This window comes from Cohnella terricola (assembly GCF_007786475.1).
Lineage (GTDB): Bacteria > Bacillota > Bacilli > Paenibacillales > Paenibacillaceae > Cohnella > Cohnella terricola.
Genome location: NZ_VNJJ01000007.1, coordinates 184,307 through 200,656 on the forward strand (window position 1 = coordinate 184,307; position 16,350 = coordinate 200,656).

Here is a 16,350-nt window from a genome sequence, read left to right on the forward strand (position 1 = left end):
AGAACACTCCTTTAGTGGGGTATGGGTTAGTTAATCAAGGATTTGCCAGTCATTTGCTCCGGCTGCGGAAGCTGCATCAGCTTAAGCAGCGTAGGTGCTACGTCAGCCAAAACGCCGCCTTCGCGCAGCGTATGCCCGGCTTCGGTCACGATGCAAGGAACGAGGTTCGTCGTATGCGCCGTGAAAGGCCGTTCGTTATCGTCGATAACCATATCGGCGTTGCCATGGTCGGCGATAATGACAACCACGCCGCCTTTGCCGACAACGGCGTCGACGACTCTGCCGAGACACTCGTCGGTCGCTTCCACCGCTTTGATCGTCGGCTCGAGCATGCCCGAGTGTCCGACCATATCCGGGTTGGCGAAGTTCAGGACGATCGCGTCGTGTTTGTCCGCTTCGACTTCCTTCACCAGGGCATCCGTAACTTCGTAGATGCTCATCTCCGGCTGCAGGTCGTAAGTAGCGACTTTAGGCGAGTTGATCAGAATACGCGTTTCTCCTTCGAGAACGTGGTCGCGACCGCCGCTGAAGAAGAACGTGACGTGCGGGTACTTCTCCGTCTCGGCGATTCTGAGTTGCTTTTTCCCGTGCTGCACAAGTACTTCGCCGAACGTATTATCCAGCTCCTTAGGCTTATACGCAACGTAACCGCCTACGGTTTCCGCGAACAACGTCATGCACACGAAATGCAGGTTTTTCGGGAATCCCGGCCCGCGGTCGAAACCACGGAAATCTTCGTTGGTAAATACGTTCGACAGTTGGATCGCGCGATCCGGACGGAAGTTGAAGAAAATGACCGAATCTTCGGATTCGACCAATCCGACCGGCTTGCCGTCCGCTCCTACGATAACCGTCGGCAAGACGAACTCGTCGAAGACCGACTTCTCGTAGGATTCCTTAACAGCCGCGATCGGATCGACGGCCGTCGGGCCTTCCCCGTAGACCATCGCTTGGTACGATTTTTCCGTACGCTCCCAGCGCTTGTCGCGGTCCATGGCGTAATACCGGCCTTGGATGGTCGCGATGCGTCCTACACCGATCTCTTCGATCTTGGACTGAAGCTGGGCCAAATAGTTCACCGCGCTGTCCGGCGATACGTCCCGGCCGTCCAGGAAGCCATGAATGCAAACTTGCTCAAGCCCTTCCTTCTTGGCCAATTCCAGCAGAGCGAACAAATGCTCGATGTGGCTATGCACGCCGCCATCGGACAACAGGCCGTACAGGTGAAGCTTTTTGTTGTTGCTTTTGGCGTGGCGTACCGCTTCGAGGAGCGTTGGATTTTCGAAGAAATCCTGATCGCGAATCGATTTGGAAATCCGGGTAAGGTCTTGGTAAACGATACGGCCGGCGCCGATATTCAAGTGTCCGACCTCGGAGTTGCCCATCTGGCCGTCCGGCAATCCGACCGCTTCCCCGCTGGCCGTCAAGGTCGTGTGGGGAAAGTTATCCCACAGCCTGTCGAAATTCGGTTTCTTCGCTTGCGCCACGGCATTGCCGTGAACGTTGTCGCGAAGGCCGAAACCGTCGAGAATGACTAACGCAACCGGTCTTGGAGCTGCCATCTTACTTCGCCCCTTCGACTAACGCCACATAAGAAGCCGGCTCAAGGCTAGCGCCGCCGACCAATGCGCCGTCTATATCGGATTGTCCCATATATTCCGCAACCGTATTCGGCTTCACGCTGCCGCCGTATTGGATGCGGACTTTCGCAGCCGTTTCCGTGCCGAATTGCTTCGCCACGACGCCACGGATGTAAGAGATTGTCTCGTTCGCTTCCTCGGACGTCGAGGATTTGCCCGTTCCGATCGCCCAGATTGGCTCGTATGCGATGACCGTCGCCGCCACTTGATCGGCGGACAGGTTCGCTAGCGCGCCTTCCGTCTGCACGCGCACGACGTCGTTCGTCGTGCCGGCTTCGCGCTCTTCGAGCTTCTCGCCTACGCAGACGATCGGAGTCAGACCATGACGGAACGCCGCATGGGCTTTCTTATTCACGATCTCGTCCGTCTCGCCGAAATACTGGCGACGTTCCGAGTGGCCGATAATGACGTAATCTACACCGAGATCCTTCAGCATGACACCGCTGATCTCGCCTGTGAACGCGCCGTTATCTTCGAAATGCAGGTTTTGTGCGCCGACTTTGATCGTCGTGCCTTTGACCGCTTCTACCAGAGCCGGCAGAGCCGTAAAAGGAGCGCAAATCACGCTCTCCACACCGGCGACTTCCGCTTTACCTTTCACTTCCGCAACGAAGGAGGCAGCCTCTCCGGCCGTCTTGAACATTTTCCAGTTACCCGCAATAATCGGTGTTCTGCTCATTGTTGTCACCTCTACTTGTCGTTAAGGGCTACGACGCCCGGAAGCGCCTTGCCTTCCATGAATTCGAGCGAAGCGCCGCCGCCCGTGGAGATATGGTCCATTTTGTCAGCCAGATGGAACTTCTCGGCCGCTGCAGCGGAGTCGCCGCCGCCGATGACAGTATAAGCCGCCGCATCCGCGCAAGCTTGCGCAACCGCGCGCGTGCCGTGGGAGAACGGTTCAAGCTCGAATACGCCCATCGGTCCATTCCATACGACAAGTTTGGAGTTCTTGATGACGTCCGCGTAGATTTCACGCGTTTTAGGTCCGATGTCGACGCCTTCCCAACCTGCCGGAATGTGATCCGTGTCCACAATATCCTTGTTGGCGTCGGCTTTGAAATCGTCCGCGATCACGATATCGATCGGAAGGTAGAAGTTCTTGCCGAGTTTCTTCGCTTTCTCGATGAATTCAAGAGTAAGGTCGAGCTTGGAGTCGTCGCACAGCGACAATCCGATCTCTTTGCCTTGCGCTTTGAGGAACGTATAGGAGAGTCCGCCGCCGATAATGATATTGTCGGCGATTTCGATCATTTTATTGATGACGTCGATCTTGTCTTTCACTTTGGAGCCGCCGACGATTGCCGTAAAAGGACGCTCCGGATTGTTCAACGCCTTGCCCAGCACGTCGAGCTCTTTCTCCATGAGCAAGCCGGCAACGGCCGGAATATGATGCGCGATGCCTTCCGTGGATGCATGCGCGCGGTGCGCCGCGCCGAACGCGTCGTTCACGAACAGATCCGCCAAGGAAGCGAACGCTTTAGCCAACTCGGCATCGTTCTTCTCTTCGCCCGCTTGGAAACGAACGTTCTCGAGCAGCAGCACGTCTCCGTTGTTCAGTGCGTCCACTTGAGCTTGCACGGACGCGCCGACGACTTCGTCGGACTTGGCGACGGGTTTGCCCAACAATTCAGACAAACGCGCGGCAACCGGAGTGAGGCGCAGGTCCTCGACGACTTCACCTTTCGGACGGCCAAGGTGGCTCGCCAGAATGACTTTCGCGCCTTTCTCGATCAAGAACTTGATCGTCGGCAGCGTCTCGCGAATCCGCGTGTCGTCCGTAATCGCCCCGTTCTCTAGCGGAACGTTAAAATCTACGCGTACGAATACTTTTTTACCTGCAACGTCGACGTCTCTTACGCTTTTCTTGTTCAAAGTCGAAACCTCCTCGGATGGCTTTCTATCTCCTTGCGCAAAGCTAGGCTCCTATAGGGAGCCCGCCTCGTGTTCCTATCATGTTCCCCGTCCTCGCCGATAGTAAAGCTCAGTCCCGGTTTGCGGAGCAAATCCGGGACGGGACTTAGGGAACGCCTTTGAATTACAAGCCCTTGCTAGCGATAAATGCAGCCAGATCTACGACGCGGTTGGAGTAGCCCCACTCGTTGTCGTACCAGGAGATGACTTTAACCATGTTGCCTTCGATAACCATCGTGGACAGAGCGTCGATCGTGGAAGAAGCAGGATCGCCGTTGTAGTCGCTGGATACAAGCGGCTCTTCGGAGTAGTTCAGGATGCCTTTCAAAGCGCCTTGGGAAGCTTCTTTCAGAGCTGCGTTGACTTCTTCAACCGTAACGTTAACTTTCAGTTCGGCAACCAGGTCCGTAACGGAAACGTTAGGCGTAGGAACGCGCATGGACATGCCGTTCAGCTTGCCTTTCAGCTCAGGCAATACGAGGGATACGGCTTTCGCTGCGCCCGTCGTGGAAGGAATGATGTTCTCTGCAGCAGCGCGAGCGCGACGCAGGTCTTTGTGCGGAAGATCCAGTACGCTTTGGTCGTTCGTGTAAGAGTGGATCGTGTTCATCATGCCTTTAACGATACCGAACTTGTCGTTCAGAACTTTCGCGAACGGAGCCAAGCAGTTCGTCGTACAAGAAGCATTGGAGATAACCGTGTGGGAAGCAGCGTCGTATTTGTCTTGGTTAACGCCCATAACGATCGTGATGTCTTCGTTCGTAGCTGGAGCGGAGATGATAACTTTCTTCGCGCCGCCTTTCAAGTGAAGCTCGGCTTTTTCTTTCGCCGTGAAAATACCCGTGGATTCAACGACGATCTCTGCGCCTACGGAAGACCAAGGCAGGTTGCCTGGATCGCGCTCAGCGAATACTTTAACCGTTTTGCCGTTTACGATAAGAGCGCCTTCGCCTACTTCGACTGTTCCGTCCAGTTTGCCATGCGTCGTGTCATATTTCAGAAGGTGCGCAAGCGTGTTAACGTCCGTCAAGTCGTTGATTGCCACGATCTCGACGTTAGGGTTGTTCAGAGATGCGCGAAACACGTTACGTCCAATACGTCCAAATCCGTTAATACCCACTTTTACTGCTGCCATAATTGGTTTCCTCCTTGGATTGAAAAAATATTTGAATCTATATATCAAGGCGCGAAAGCGCCGAGACCACTATAGTAAGGATTACCCTAAACTCGCCTTTATAACTTGAATCCCGTCAAATATGACGCAGTGCTTCCCTCGCCGCCGCTTCGTCCGTCACCAGCACGTCGTCGTGGCCGAATCTCATCACGGCTGCGATCGCTTCGCCTTTGCTGGCTCCGCCCGCGATGCCGATCACGTGCTCCGCCGCTTCGATATCCTCGAGCCGCAATCCGACCGTCGCCATTCGGTGCACGACTTTGCCTTGTCGATCGAAGTAGTATCCAAAAGCTTCGGCAAGCGCGCCGTCCTTGACTAATTCGTCTCTGGTCTCTTCCGTCAGCTTCCGCCGTCTCGCCATCGTCACCGCGTCGCCGATTCCGTGGACGACAATGCGCGCGCTCCGGATCATATCGACGACTTCGCCAACGTTAGGCTCCTGCATGATCGTCTGGTAAGCTTCTTCGCTTAAGTGATCCGGCACATGAAGCATCCGGTAACGTGCTCCCGCCCGCTTGGCAAGCTCCGAAGCGATCGTGTTTGCTTGGTAATCGACACTTTCGCCGAGACCGCCGCGCGCCGGCACGAACCAGTTTTCCTTCATCTGGGAAGGGATCGAGAAATGTCTGGCCATATGAGCCATGGTGGAACCGCCCATAACGGCGACGACGTCACCGCTCGACAGGCTGTCGCGGAGTACGCGGCCTCCCGCCCGGCCTAGCTCCAGCTTGACGTGATCGGATTCGTCCGAGTCGCCCGGAACGACGATCACCCGCTTCAGCCCAAATGCACGGCGAACCTCTTCCTCCAGATCCGACAGTCCGAACAGTTCCTTAACGATGGGCTCCATTTCCTCCACCAGTTGTCGTCCGCTCGCGCTGAGCGTCATTCCCGACGTGGCGGTATCGAGCAACCCTTGTGCCCGCAGCAGTTCCAGTTCCGAACGCAGCACGCGTTCGGTCATATTCAGGCTTGCGGCGAGCGTACGGCGTCCGACCGTCCCTTCAAGATGGATCCGGTGCAGGATATCGTACCTGGTCTCCAGCACCTGCAGAAGATCCGGTAGCAGCTTTTTCTGTATATCGATTATTTTTCGCATTCTCTCCGTCTATCCTCCTGATACCGGATGGCCATCGTCGGCAACGATGCGAAAATCCGTTGGACAAAAAATGTCCCAGTACTACATTTTAAGTCCCACCTTCATTTTAGCTAAATTTCTGTCATGTTGCAAGGGTTCCCGTCTACAGAATATACAAAAATAATGCCGCGATATCCCTTGCTTTTTCGCCCCATATCGCCTATAATAACTCTTGCTGCAAACATGAGCGCCCGTGGTCCAACGGATATGACGCAGCCCTCCGAAGGCTGAGATTGAGGTTCGATTCCTCACGGGCGCGCCACTTATACAATCAGCTAACCGGTCGAGTAATCGACCGGTTTTTTTGTTTCCCGCTACCTCAATTGCTTGGATTCCGGAACCGGCTGCGCCGAAAAGAGGTATCCCCTCCGCCGCTGGTTAAAATCGAGTTGTCTGAATGAGATTAAGCGGACGCAACTCGATTTTAAAGGCGGTCGTAAACTCTCCGGGGACACCTCTTTCCTCTGCACGCGATCAGAATCCTTTTTTCTTTTTCTTTTCTCGTCACGCACCTTTGACTTTCTTTGACTTTTGATTGCAAATTCGCTATGATAAGAAAACCAACACATGAGGAGGGACGTCAAACATGAGTTTTGTACCTATGGTTGTCGAACAAACCAATCGAGGAGAACGGGCTTATGACATTTATTCCCGTTTGCTCAAAGATCGAATCGTATTTCTAGGCACTCAAGTTAATGACGTGGTTGCCAACTCCATCATCGCTCAGCTGCTGTTCCTGGCGGCCGAGGATCCGGAAAAAGACATCCACCTCTACATCAACAGTCCTGGCGGTTCCATCACCGCAGGCATGGCCATATACGATACGATGCAATTCATTAAACCCGACGTCTCCACGATCTGCGTCGGCATGGCCGCGTCCATGGGCGCCTTCTTGCTGGCCGCGGGAGCCAAGGGCAAGCGTTTCGCCCTCCCGAACAGCGAAGTGATGATCCACCAGCCGCTCGGCGGCGCAGAAGGCCAGGCGAGCGACATCGAGATTCGCGCCCGCCGCATCCTGAAGCTGCGGGATAAGCTCAACGGCATTCTCTCGGAGCGTACGGGGCAACCACTCGAACGCATCGAGAAAGACACGGACCGCGACAACTTCATGGAAGCAGAAGTGGCTCGCGAGTACGGCCTGATCGACAAGGTTATCGAGAAGCTCGGGTAACTTCATTACCAATCTAAAATGGCGGCGCCAGGGAAACTCTCCCTAGCGCCGCCATTGCTTATTTTCGAATGATCGCCACATGCCACAGTACCTCTTCCCGGACACACTCTTACGGCCTACCACACCGTTACACACCCGAAACTGCCGCCAACCCCCGCTCTTACGGTCTCCCAGAACGTTACACGGGCGGAATAGTGGTGGGTGAGGCTTCTTACGGTCTGCCAGAACGTTACACGAGTGAAATGGTGGTTGGCGAGGCTTCTTACGGTCTGCCGGAACGTTACACGGGTGAAATGGTGGTTGGCGAGGCTTCTTACGGTCTGCCAGAACGTTACACGGGTGAAATGGTGGTGGGCGAGGCTTCTTACGGTCTGCCAGAACGTTACACGGGCGGAATAGTGGTGGGTGAGCCTTCTTACGGTCTGCCAGAACGTTACACGGGTGAATTGGTGGCAAGCGAGGCTTCTTACGGTCTGCCAGAACGTTACGCGGGTGAATTCGTGGCAAACGAGGCTTCTTACGGTTTGCCAGAACGTTACGCGGGTGAAATGGTGATTAGCGAGGCTTCTTACAGTCTGTCAGAACGTTACACAGGTGAAATGGTGGCAAGCGAGGCTTCTTACGGTCTGCCAGAACGTTATACAGGTGAAATGGTTGCGGGTGAGCCTTCTTACGGTCTGCCGGAACGTTACACGGGTGAAATGGTGGTTAACGAGGCTTCTTACGGTCTGCCAGAACGTTACGCGGGTACCAGGAGTGAATATCACAAAACAATAACCCTGTCAACAAAAATTCAAAACTTTGAATGCCCTCTCTGCTAGCCGGACAAACCATGATATGCTGTAAAAAAAGATATTCCATTTAGACCCAGTTATAGCTATCTCTTAGGAAATTCGGAAGAGAGGAAATTGTATGCACGATCGCACTTACCCGTACCTTGTAACCACGTCGTCTGAAGACATGCATCCTGCCGGAAGTTCAAGTTACCCCTCCGTTGACATGGTTGCAGCTCGTCGGTTAAGCGATAAAGCTTCGCTGCTTCGTCCGCTGAAAGATGAGCATCTGTTGGAAGTCTACAGAGAAGCCAAGAAAATGAATCTGTCGGACGAGTTTATTGAACTGTTGGAAGAAGCGCTCTCCGTTCGCCAACTTCATCAATACAAAGAGGCTTAATCCATAACTCTCGTTCTTTTATTATCCGCCGCCATCTAGACGGCGGATTTTTATTTTCCCTACATGACCTCTATTTCATCTCGTACTGCACGGTCACCTGAGTGCTGATCTCGATTTGTCCAGATTGCACGGAAGAGGAAGCACCCCCGCTGTCCGACATTACGCTCAATTTGGCCTGCGCTGCGGTCGCATACAGAATCGGACTGCTGACGACATCGCCTTGCACGATATTCACTACGCCCTTCAGCTCTCGCTTGGCCGAGGTCGCCAGAACGCCGGCCTTAGCCCCCGCGTTGTCCATTGCTTTCTTCAGCGCTTCGAGCTCGTATTGATCTTTCTTTTCCGTAGAAAATTGTACTCCGTCCAGGCGGTTAGCCCCGGATGCCGTCAAGGCGTCGAATAGCTTGCCGATCTCCGGAAGCTTCCGGTAAGTCACTTGAATCGAATGCGTCGCGACATACCCCTTCAGCACCCGGCCATCCTTCTCCGTATAATTATATTCCGGTTGGACGTCGAACCCCGTTGTCTTCACGTCTTTCTTATCGATGCCGAATTTTTCGTACAACGTCTTCTCCACGCCAGCGAATTTGTCCGCATTGGCTTTCTGCGCGTCGGACGCCTTCGCTCCGCGGCTCTCTACCGCCAAACTCAAATACGCTACATCTGGCTCCACCATGACCGAACCCTTCGCCGCGACCGTCACCGTATACGGCTGCGCGGACACCGCTCCCGTCTCAGCAGACACGACGCTTCCCTCCCCTTTAGCGAAACCAAACCACCCGATGACGACTGCCGCCGTTGCGACCATTAATACTTTCATAACACGTTGCTTCATGATCAAGCTCCTTTCAAAGTGTTTTGATCTTATGACGCAACGACCCGACCAAATGTTTCATGCATTCCTTATTTTGTCCAGAAACGCAAAAAGCCCCCGCAAGGGAGCTTTATGCAAGGAAAACCTTATTGGTTTTCCAGTTCTTCTTTACTTACGAGTTGAACTAAAGCGGTTACAGCCTGCTCTGCGTCCGAACCCTCCGCACTAATTGCAACCTCCGTGCCGGAGCTAATCGCGAGGCTCATAATGCCCATAATGCTTTTCGCATTTACTTTCTTGTCGTCCTTCTCCACGAAGACGTCGGAGGAGAATTTATTGGCTTCTTGCACGAAAAGTGCCGCCGGTCTGGCGTGAAGACCCGTTTTAAGCCGAACGATCACCGGCTGTCTCGTCATGGACCGGATACCCCCTATCTTTATTCATCCCGCTAGTCGGGACTCCCGTGCTACAATTCTTAACTATTATAACATTGTTTTAATCAAAAGCGCCATACGGTTTAAACGCTGCCGTTTCGGATTTTTTCCGCCAATTCGTCGAGCTTGCGGAGCCGGTGGTTCACTCCCGATTTACTGACCCGCCCCTTCAGCATCTCACCGACTTCCTTCAGGTTGATATCAGGATGCTGAAGTCTGACTTCGGCCACTTCGCGCAGCTTGTCTGGAAGGTTATGCAAGCCGACTTCCTTCTCTAGAAGCTTAATATTATCGATCTGCCGCACCGCGGCCCCGATCGTTTTGTTCAAATTCGCGGTCTCGCAATTGACGATCCGGTTGACGGAATTCCGCATATCCCTCATGATGCGGACGTCCTCGAATTTGAACAACGCCTGATGCGCACCGATGATGCTTAGGAATTCGATGATCTTCTCGCCTTCTTTAATATACAGAATAAATCCTTTCTTACGCTCGATAAACCGGGCGTTCAGATTAAATTTATTCGCGAGATCGACGAGCGCCTTGCAATGCTCCTCGTACATCGACGCAATCTCCAGATGATAAGACGAGCCTTCCGGGTTGTTCACCGAACCGCCGGCCAGGAAAGCGCCGCGAAGATAAGCTTTCTTGCAGCAGGGCTTGCGCACTAGCTCCTTATCGATACTCGGATGGAAGAGGAAACCTTCAGATACGATCGACAGCTCGCTTAATATCGATTCCGCCCCGGCGGGTACGCGCACGACGTAGACGTTATTTTTTTTGAGCCGCATTTTTTTGCGTACGAGAAGCTCGGTCACGACCGTAAAATGACGTTTGAGAAGCGTGTAAATCCGGCGCGAGATCGCGGCATTCTCGGTTGCGATATCCAGAACGACCCGCCGGTTCGATAGCGAGATCGTGCCGTTCATGCGAATCAGTGCCGACAGCTCGGCTTTCTCGCAGCAGCTCTCGCTCTCCAGCAAAGTCAGTTCCTTCTTCGTTTGCGCCGCAAATGACATGCCTTTTTCACCCCTTTCTCAACATCCAGTCCTCGACCAAATGATAAATATGATCGCTTAGTTTCTCTGCATCATGACGCAAATAAGTTCGGAATAATACCAATGTGTCCGCAATGACTTTATAACCTTGCCGCGTGACCTCATCCAGATCGAGATGCACCGCTTTGGAGCCCTGTTCGGCGTACAAGCACTCGACCTGCGGAGGAATTTCTCCGTCGTTCACGATGACATAATCGAATAGCTGATGGCCGATGTGCGCCTGAACGGCGGCCAGGTGGTCGCTTACAGAGTAGTTGTCGGTTTCTCCGGGCTGTGTCATGACGTTGCAGACGAACAGCTTCACCGCATCCGACTTCACGATCGCCTCCGCCAGATCCGGCACGAGCAAGTTCGGCATAATGCTCGTAAACAAGCTGCCCGGACCGAACAGAATCGCATCGGCCTCTTCCAGCGCCTGCACCGCCTCCGGAAGCGCCTTGACGTCGGAGGGCTCCAGGAATACTCTGCGAATGGCCAGGCCCGACTTCGGAATCGTCGACTCTCCGACGACGATGGATCCGTCCTCCATCTCAGCCTTGAGTACGATCGCCTGATTGGCCGCAGGCAGCACTCGTCCGCGAACAGCGAATATTCGGCTAAGCTCCGTAATTCCCGTCACGAAATCGCCGGTAATATCGGTCATCGCCGCTAGAATCAGATTGCCCAGACTATGCCCGGCCAAGCCGGTTCCGTTGTTAAATCTATACTTCAGCACTTCGGTCATCAACGGCTCGATGTCCGCGAGCGCGGACAGAACGTTGCGAATGTCGCCGGGAGGCGGGATTTGCAGCTCTTCGCGCAAAATGCCGGAGCTGCCGCCGTCATCGGCTACCGTGACGATCGCGGTAATGTCGAGAGGCTTCTGCTTTAAGCCTCGCAGCATGACGGAAAGCCCCGTACCGCCGCCAATGACGACGATCCGCGGATTGCGCGGGAGCGTAGGTTGTTGGCTCATACCTTCACCTCAATTAGGCCGGTCGCGTTCAGAATCGCGATGGCTCACTCTCACCGACTCCGTGTCGCTGGCCCCTAATCTACGCCCCAAATATTCGGCGATCGCCACCGAACGGTGCTTGCCTCCCGTGCACCCAATGCCGATCACGACCTGGCTTTTGCCTTCCTTATGGTACATCGGGATTAAAAATTGCAGCATATCGAGCAGCTTGACGAGAAACGTCTGCGTCTCGGGCCATTTCATGACGTAATCATACACGTCCTGTTCGACCCCTGTCCTCGGACGAAGCGCATCGATATAGTGCGGATTGGGGAGAAACCGAACGTCGAAGATCAAATCCGCGTCAATCGGAACGCCGTATTTAAAACCGAACGAAGTGACGTTAATCGAGATGTTGTTCGAATCCAGGTTCGAGAACCGGCCGATGATTTTCTCCTTTAACGCCGCCGGCTTCAGGCTGCTCGTATCGATCACCTGGTTCGCCCAGCCTTTCAGGTCTTCCAGAAGCTTACGTTCCAAGTGTATCCCGTCGAGCGGCAACCCATCCGGGGCAAGCGGATGCCTGCGCCTGCTCTCCTTATAGCGTTGGACCAGAACGGAATCCGTCGCGTCTAGGAACAGAATCTCGTAATTGATCGTGTAATTCTCTCGAATATCGTTAAGCGATTCGGACAGCGCCGTGAAAAATTCCCGTCCGCGCAAGTCGATCACCAGAGCAACCTTGGCAATGCGTCCTTGGGATTGTTCTATGAGTTCGGCGAACTTCGGAATGAGCACCGGCGGCAAGTTATCGACGCAGAAAAAACCCAAATCCTCCAAGCTCTGAACGGCTATCGTCTTACCCGCTCCCGACATTCCCGTTATGATAACGAGCGTCGGCTGCGGCGTTATCGTCGTTTCCATCCCAATCCCTCTCTTCTCGAGGTTTAATGATCCCTGCAAAATAAAAACGCCCGAACTCCATCAGGCTGACGGAGCCGAGCGTCTGCGTTAATTAAGCTCTAAGGAACAAACCCGCAGCACCCACGACTCCGGCGTTGTTGCCCAACTCGGCAGCGACGATCTCCACTCCGGCGCGAGCGTTCTCCGGCGTATACTTGTCGAACGCTTCGCGGATTTGGGAGAACAGGAACTCTCCCGCCTTGCTCACCCCTCCGCCGATGATGAAGCGTTGAGGGTTCACGACAATCGCGACCGTCGCCATCGATTTGCCTAAGTAGAACGCGGCCCGGCTGACGATCCTCTGCGCGACCTCGTCTCCGCCTTTCGCCGCGTCGACTACGTCTTTGGCGGTCAATTCGCCTTCCACAAGGGAAAGCGTCGTACGGTCGCCCCGCTCTACCGCGTCTTTCGCCATGCGAATAATTCCGGTTGCCGACGACACCGTCTCCAGGCAGCCCATCTTGCCGCAGCCGCATTGGATCGCTTCGAGATCGGCCACGATCGACATGTGGCCTAGTTCTCCTGCCATACCCGTAAATCCTTCTATGAGCCGGTTATTCAAAATGATTCCGCCGCCTACGCCCGTTCCCAACGTATAGCAAACGCAATTCGCGATTCCTTTGCCCGCGCCGCCCCAAGCTTCCCCGAGCGCCGCCACATTAGCGTCGTTATTGATTTTGACCAGCTTGCCAAGCTTCTCTTCCATAATCCGCTTAACGGGTACGTCCTTGAAAGGAAGGTTCGGCGTGAAGTCGATGATCCCCTCGGGAATATTCAGAAATCCGGCGATGCCGATCCCTACGCCCTCTACGGCATCCCATTCTGTCGTTCCCGGAGGCACGAGCTCTTGGACATAGGCCGCAATGTTGGTTAATACGGCGTCCGCCCCCTCGGCGGCTTGCGTAGGTCCTTCATGCATGCGAAGCAGATTCCCCGCCGCGTTGCACAAGCCCACCTTAATAGCGGTTCCGCCCAAATCTACGCCTACGAACAATGATTCTGACATTTTTGTCGACACCTCATAAAAAATATTGTATTAACTTGCAAAAAGAACGGCTTTCGCCGCCGAGCGGCGGCGGAAGCGGTATAAATATTAGAGAGCCTGGCTCCAATCGTGCGTCGAGGAACCTTCCAGGAACTTCTCGCAATCGAGAGCGGCCATGCATCCGCTGCCGGCTGCGGTGATCGCTTGCCGATACTTATGATCCTGAACGTCGCCGCATGCGAACACGCCCGGAACGTTCGTCTCCGTCGATCCCGGTTTCACCTTGATATAACCGAGTTCGTCCGTATCGATTTGATTATCGAGGAACTTCGTATTCGGCGTATGGCCGATCGCCACGAACAAGCCCTGCGTATCGATGACTTCTTCCTCGTCGGTTGCATTGTTGCGGACCTTCAATCCGGTTACGCCTTGATCCCCCGCGATGACTTCGATCGGAGTCTTGTTCAGTCCCCACAAAATCTTGTTGTTCTCGCGAGCCCGGTCTTGCATGATTTTGGAAGCCCGCATCTCGTCGCGCCGGTGTACGAGCGTCACTTCGGAAGCGAAACGAGTCAGGAAATTCGCTTCCTCCATTGCCGAGTCACCGCCGCCGACGACGATGATCTTCTTGCCCCTGAAGAAGAAACCGTCGCAAGTCGCGCACGTGCTGACACCGCGTCCCACGTTGTCTTTCTCGCCCGGGATACCCATATATTTGGCCGACGCGCCGGTCGAAATAATGAGCGTTTCCGCCTGCAGCGTTTCTCCGCCTTCGAGCTCCAAGGTGAACGGCCGCTTGGACATGTCCACCTTGTTAATCCAGCCGGTGCGGAATTCCGCGCCGAAACGCTCCGCCTGCTTGCGCATATTCGCCATCAAGTCCGGACCCATGATACCTTCCGGAAACCCAGGGAAATTCTCGACGTCCGTCGTCGTTGTCAATTGGCCGCCCGGTTCGGGTCCTTCGATGATCAGAGGGGACAAGTTCGCCCTCGCCAAATAGATGGCTGCCGTCAATCCTGCCGGTCCCGTTCCGATTACGATTGTCTTATGCATGATGCTTCCTCCTGTCACGCAGTTCCGTTTCAGTTAAAAGACTGTCTCGTCAAGTCCAGCTTCTCCCGAATGCCGCAAGCTTCGTCGATCCGATTCGCATAGCGACTGATGCTCGCTTGCGATACGCCATAACGGCTGACCAGATCCGCGTAGGTCACGGTTCTGCGGTGCATCTTTGCCGTCCAGTATTCAAGAGCCGCCGCCCAAGCGGTAGACTTGTGAAGCTTCGGCACTTCCGGATACACCCGGGATAAATAATCGACCCACAACGTCATCATATCATGCTGCTGTACGACGTCGTATCGGCCCGCCATGCCTTCGAGCGCGTGTTCGAGAACGACTTGCCAAGAGCTATCCCATACAGGGAGCCTGGCGGATTTCCGCCGAGCCTCAAGCGTTAACGTTCTTCCGCTGAAAGTGACCGCAAGCGAATCCTGCACGCCAATCGAGCGCAGCACCAATACCGCTACCCTCTTTAATTCGTCTTCTTCGTCCGGATCGACCAGAAAGGATTTTAACGCCTCAATCACTTCTTCGTCCGCGACAAGACCCAGCGCTTGAATGACCTGAACCTTCGTTCGACGGTCCCCGTGGCGAAGCGCCCAGAAAAAGGACGAGCGGATCAGCGGATCGTTTTTGATCGCTTCCGTAACTTGTCCCGGACTATGCTCCCATTGCTTGAACTGCTCCTCGAAAGGAAGATGATAGTGATAATGCGTCGGCGGATTTTCCCCGCCCGCCCGCACGGCATCCAATCTCTTGAGATAAAATTTCGGCACCGGCGATTCGGGGTCGAGCCGTTCCGCATTCTGCCAATACTTCTTCGCTTCTTCGTAACGCTTCAGGTTGACGGCCGCAATCGCGGCAAAATGGTGCAAACTCGGCTCTCCGGACAGTTCGCCGGTCCTCAGAAGACGACGGAAATGCTGATAGGCTTCGCGGTGCTCACCGACGATACCTAGCGTCGTCGCCAGCTTGAATACGTGCTCGGGATGAAACGGCACCGTTTTGTTCAGCTTCTCGATCAGTGCCCGCAATTGCTCTTCTTGATTGGAGTGTTGGTAGAAGATCGCAAGGTTGCAGAGCGCGTGCAGATTGCCCGGCTCTACCGCGAGTACCTCGGTGATGGTCGCTACCGACTTGTCGAACAGCCCCATGTAGTAGTATGCCAACCCCAGGTTATTCCTTGCCGCTAGAAAGTCGGGCTGACGGCTAATAATTTCTTCCAGGATTTTAACCGCTTCGGTGAAGCGGCCGGCTTCCAATAATTCCCTAGCTTTATCGTGCGCATATACGTTTTCTTTCGCCTTGATGGTCACTAGCTTTGTCGGCCGATTGAGCTCGTAGTGAAGCAAGTCGAGCAGTTCGTCCGACTCCTCCAGGAATTGCCCCTCCAGATCGTTCTCCAGATACCGGACAAGAGCTTCTTCCGCGGCCTCGAACAACTCCATGTTGGCATAGTTGTTGGCCAGGTAATAATAACATTCCGTCATGGCCGGATCGATCTGATCGAGTACCGACCGGAGAATGACGTTCGACTCCTCGTAACGCCCCATCTCGGACAGAATGCCCGCCATGTTGCAGTGGTTTACGGGATTTTCCGGCTCGTACTCCACCGCTCTGCGGAAATATTTGAGCGCCTTGTCGTAATGATATCGATCCAGCGACTGCACGGCTCGTTCAAAGAAGAAAGTCGCATCCAGACGCATCGGAATGACTTTGGGTCGCCGGTTCTTGACCGCACGTTTTCGCTGGCTCATCGCAAGGCACCTCCTCGTTGTTGTTGGACTTCGTTGAACATCGTCACCCAAGATTATAACACAGCCTGAGTAATCCCGAAAATAAAACTCCCAGGCACCCCTTCCTCCCTTGGATATAGGAAAGAGCCATTAACGAATG

General features: G+C 54.3%; 16 protein-coding genes and 1 tRNA gene. 4 read left to right on the forward strand and 13 right to left on the reverse strand.

Going from position 1 to position 16,350, the window contains the following annotated elements; genetic code table 11:
- Positions 1 to 26 precede the first annotated feature (26 nt).
- The 5 genes from gpmI to FPZ45_RS14555 form a co-directional block, all read right to left on the reverse strand.
- Positions 27 to 1,562: a 2,3-bisphosphoglycerate-independent phosphoglycerate mutase gene (gene gpmI / locus FPZ45_RS14535; protein WP_144703072.1), complete on the reverse strand. Its 1,536-nt coding sequence runs from the start codon at positions 1,560 to 1,562 to the stop codon at positions 27 to 29.
- Position 1,563: 1 nt separating this feature from the next.
- Positions 1,564 to 2,319, reverse strand: a complete 756-nt coding sequence (tpiA, locus tag FPZ45_RS14540; protein WP_144703074.1) for a triose-phosphate isomerase — start codon at positions 2,317 to 2,319, stop codon at positions 1,564 to 1,566.
- An 11-nt stretch (positions 2,320 to 2,330) separates the two neighbouring features.
- Positions 2,331 to 3,512 carry a phosphoglycerate kinase gene (locus FPZ45_RS14545; RefSeq protein WP_144703077.1) on the reverse strand — a complete coding sequence of 394 codons (1,182 nt, stop codon included), beginning with the start codon at positions 3,510 to 3,512 and terminating at the stop codon, positions 2,331 to 2,333.
- 163 nt (positions 3,513 to 3,675) lie between these two features.
- Positions 3,676 to 4,686: a type I glyceraldehyde-3-phosphate dehydrogenase gene (gene gap / locus FPZ45_RS14550; protein WP_144703080.1), complete on the reverse strand. Its 1,011-nt coding sequence runs from the start codon at positions 4,684 to 4,686 to the stop codon at positions 3,676 to 3,678.
- A gap of 115 nt (positions 4,687 to 4,801) precedes the next feature.
- Positions 4,802 to 5,824, reverse strand: coding sequence for a sugar-binding transcriptional regulator (locus tag FPZ45_RS14555; protein ID WP_144703083.1), 1,023 nt, complete (start codon positions 5,822 to 5,824; stop codon positions 4,802 to 4,804).
- Positions 5,825 to 6,050: 226 nt separating this feature from the next.
- On the opposite strand from FPZ45_RS14555, the gene FPZ45_RS14560 reads away from it, so the two are divergent.
- From FPZ45_RS14560 to sda, 4 genes are all read left to right on the forward strand, one after another.
- A tRNA-Arg gene (locus tag FPZ45_RS14560) sits at positions 6,051 to 6,125 on the forward strand.
- A gap of 324 nt (positions 6,126 to 6,449) precedes the next feature.
- Entirely contained in the window at positions 6,450 to 7,034 is a 585-nt protein-coding gene (clpP, locus tag FPZ45_RS14565) for an ATP-dependent Clp endopeptidase proteolytic subunit ClpP (protein WP_144703086.1), read from the forward strand.
- A 197-nt stretch (positions 7,035 to 7,231) separates the two neighbouring features.
- Positions 7,232 to 7,855 carry a hypothetical protein gene (locus tag FPZ45_RS14570; protein WP_144703089.1) on the forward strand — a complete coding sequence of 208 codons (624 nt, stop codon included), beginning with the start codon at positions 7,232 to 7,234 and terminating at the stop codon, positions 7,853 to 7,855.
- A 91-nt stretch (positions 7,856 to 7,946) separates the two neighbouring features.
- Entirely contained in the window at positions 7,947 to 8,207 is a 261-nt protein-coding gene (sda, locus tag FPZ45_RS14575; RefSeq protein WP_246120456.1) for a sporulation histidine kinase inhibitor Sda, read from the forward strand.
- 70 nt (positions 8,208 to 8,277) lie between these two features.
- On the opposite strand, the gene FPZ45_RS14580 is transcribed toward sda, so the two are convergent.
- The 8 genes from FPZ45_RS14580 to FPZ45_RS14615 form a co-directional block, all read right to left on the reverse strand.
- Positions 8,278 to 9,042 (reverse strand): SIMPL domain-containing protein, encoded by a 765-nt coding sequence (locus FPZ45_RS14580; RefSeq protein ID WP_144703091.1) that lies wholly within the window; start codon positions 9,040 to 9,042, stop codon positions 8,278 to 8,280.
- A gap of 125 nt (positions 9,043 to 9,167) precedes the next feature.
- On the reverse strand, positions 9,168 to 9,437 hold the full coding sequence (locus FPZ45_RS14585) for an HPr family phosphocarrier protein (RefSeq protein ID WP_144703094.1): 270 nt from the start codon (positions 9,435 to 9,437) through the stop codon (positions 9,168 to 9,170).
- Between the two features lie 101 nt (positions 9,438 to 9,538).
- The gene (whiA, locus tag FPZ45_RS14590) at positions 9,539 to 10,474 is read right to left on the reverse strand and encodes a DNA-binding protein WhiA (protein WP_144703097.1); all 936 of its coding nucleotides are present in this window, start codon (positions 10,472 to 10,474) and stop codon (positions 9,539 to 9,541) included.
- A 7-nt stretch (positions 10,475 to 10,481) separates the two neighbouring features.
- The gene (locus FPZ45_RS14595) at positions 10,482 to 11,468 is read right to left on the reverse strand and encodes a gluconeogenesis factor YvcK family protein (protein WP_144703101.1); all 987 of its coding nucleotides are present in this window, start codon (positions 11,466 to 11,468) and stop codon (positions 10,482 to 10,484) included.
- Between the two features lie 9 nt (positions 11,469 to 11,477).
- Positions 11,478 to 12,371, reverse strand: a complete 894-nt coding sequence (gene rapZ, locus FPZ45_RS14600) for an RNase adapter RapZ (protein ID WP_144703104.1) — start codon at positions 12,369 to 12,371, stop codon at positions 11,478 to 11,480.
- A gap of 91 nt (positions 12,372 to 12,462) precedes the next feature.
- Positions 12,463 to 13,416, reverse strand: coding sequence for an ROK family glucokinase (locus tag FPZ45_RS14605; RefSeq protein WP_144703108.1), 954 nt, complete (start codon positions 13,414 to 13,416; stop codon positions 12,463 to 12,465).
- Positions 13,417 to 13,503: 87 nt separating this feature from the next.
- Positions 13,504 to 14,451 (reverse strand): thioredoxin-disulfide reductase, encoded by a 948-nt coding sequence (trxB, locus tag FPZ45_RS14610; RefSeq protein ID WP_144703111.1) that lies wholly within the window; start codon positions 14,449 to 14,451, stop codon positions 13,504 to 13,506.
- 29 nt (positions 14,452 to 14,480) lie between these two features.
- Entirely contained in the window at positions 14,481 to 16,211 is a 1,731-nt protein-coding gene (locus FPZ45_RS14615; protein ID WP_144703114.1) for a tetratricopeptide repeat protein, read from the reverse strand.
- Between the last annotated feature and the right edge of the window lie 139 nt (positions 16,212 to 16,350).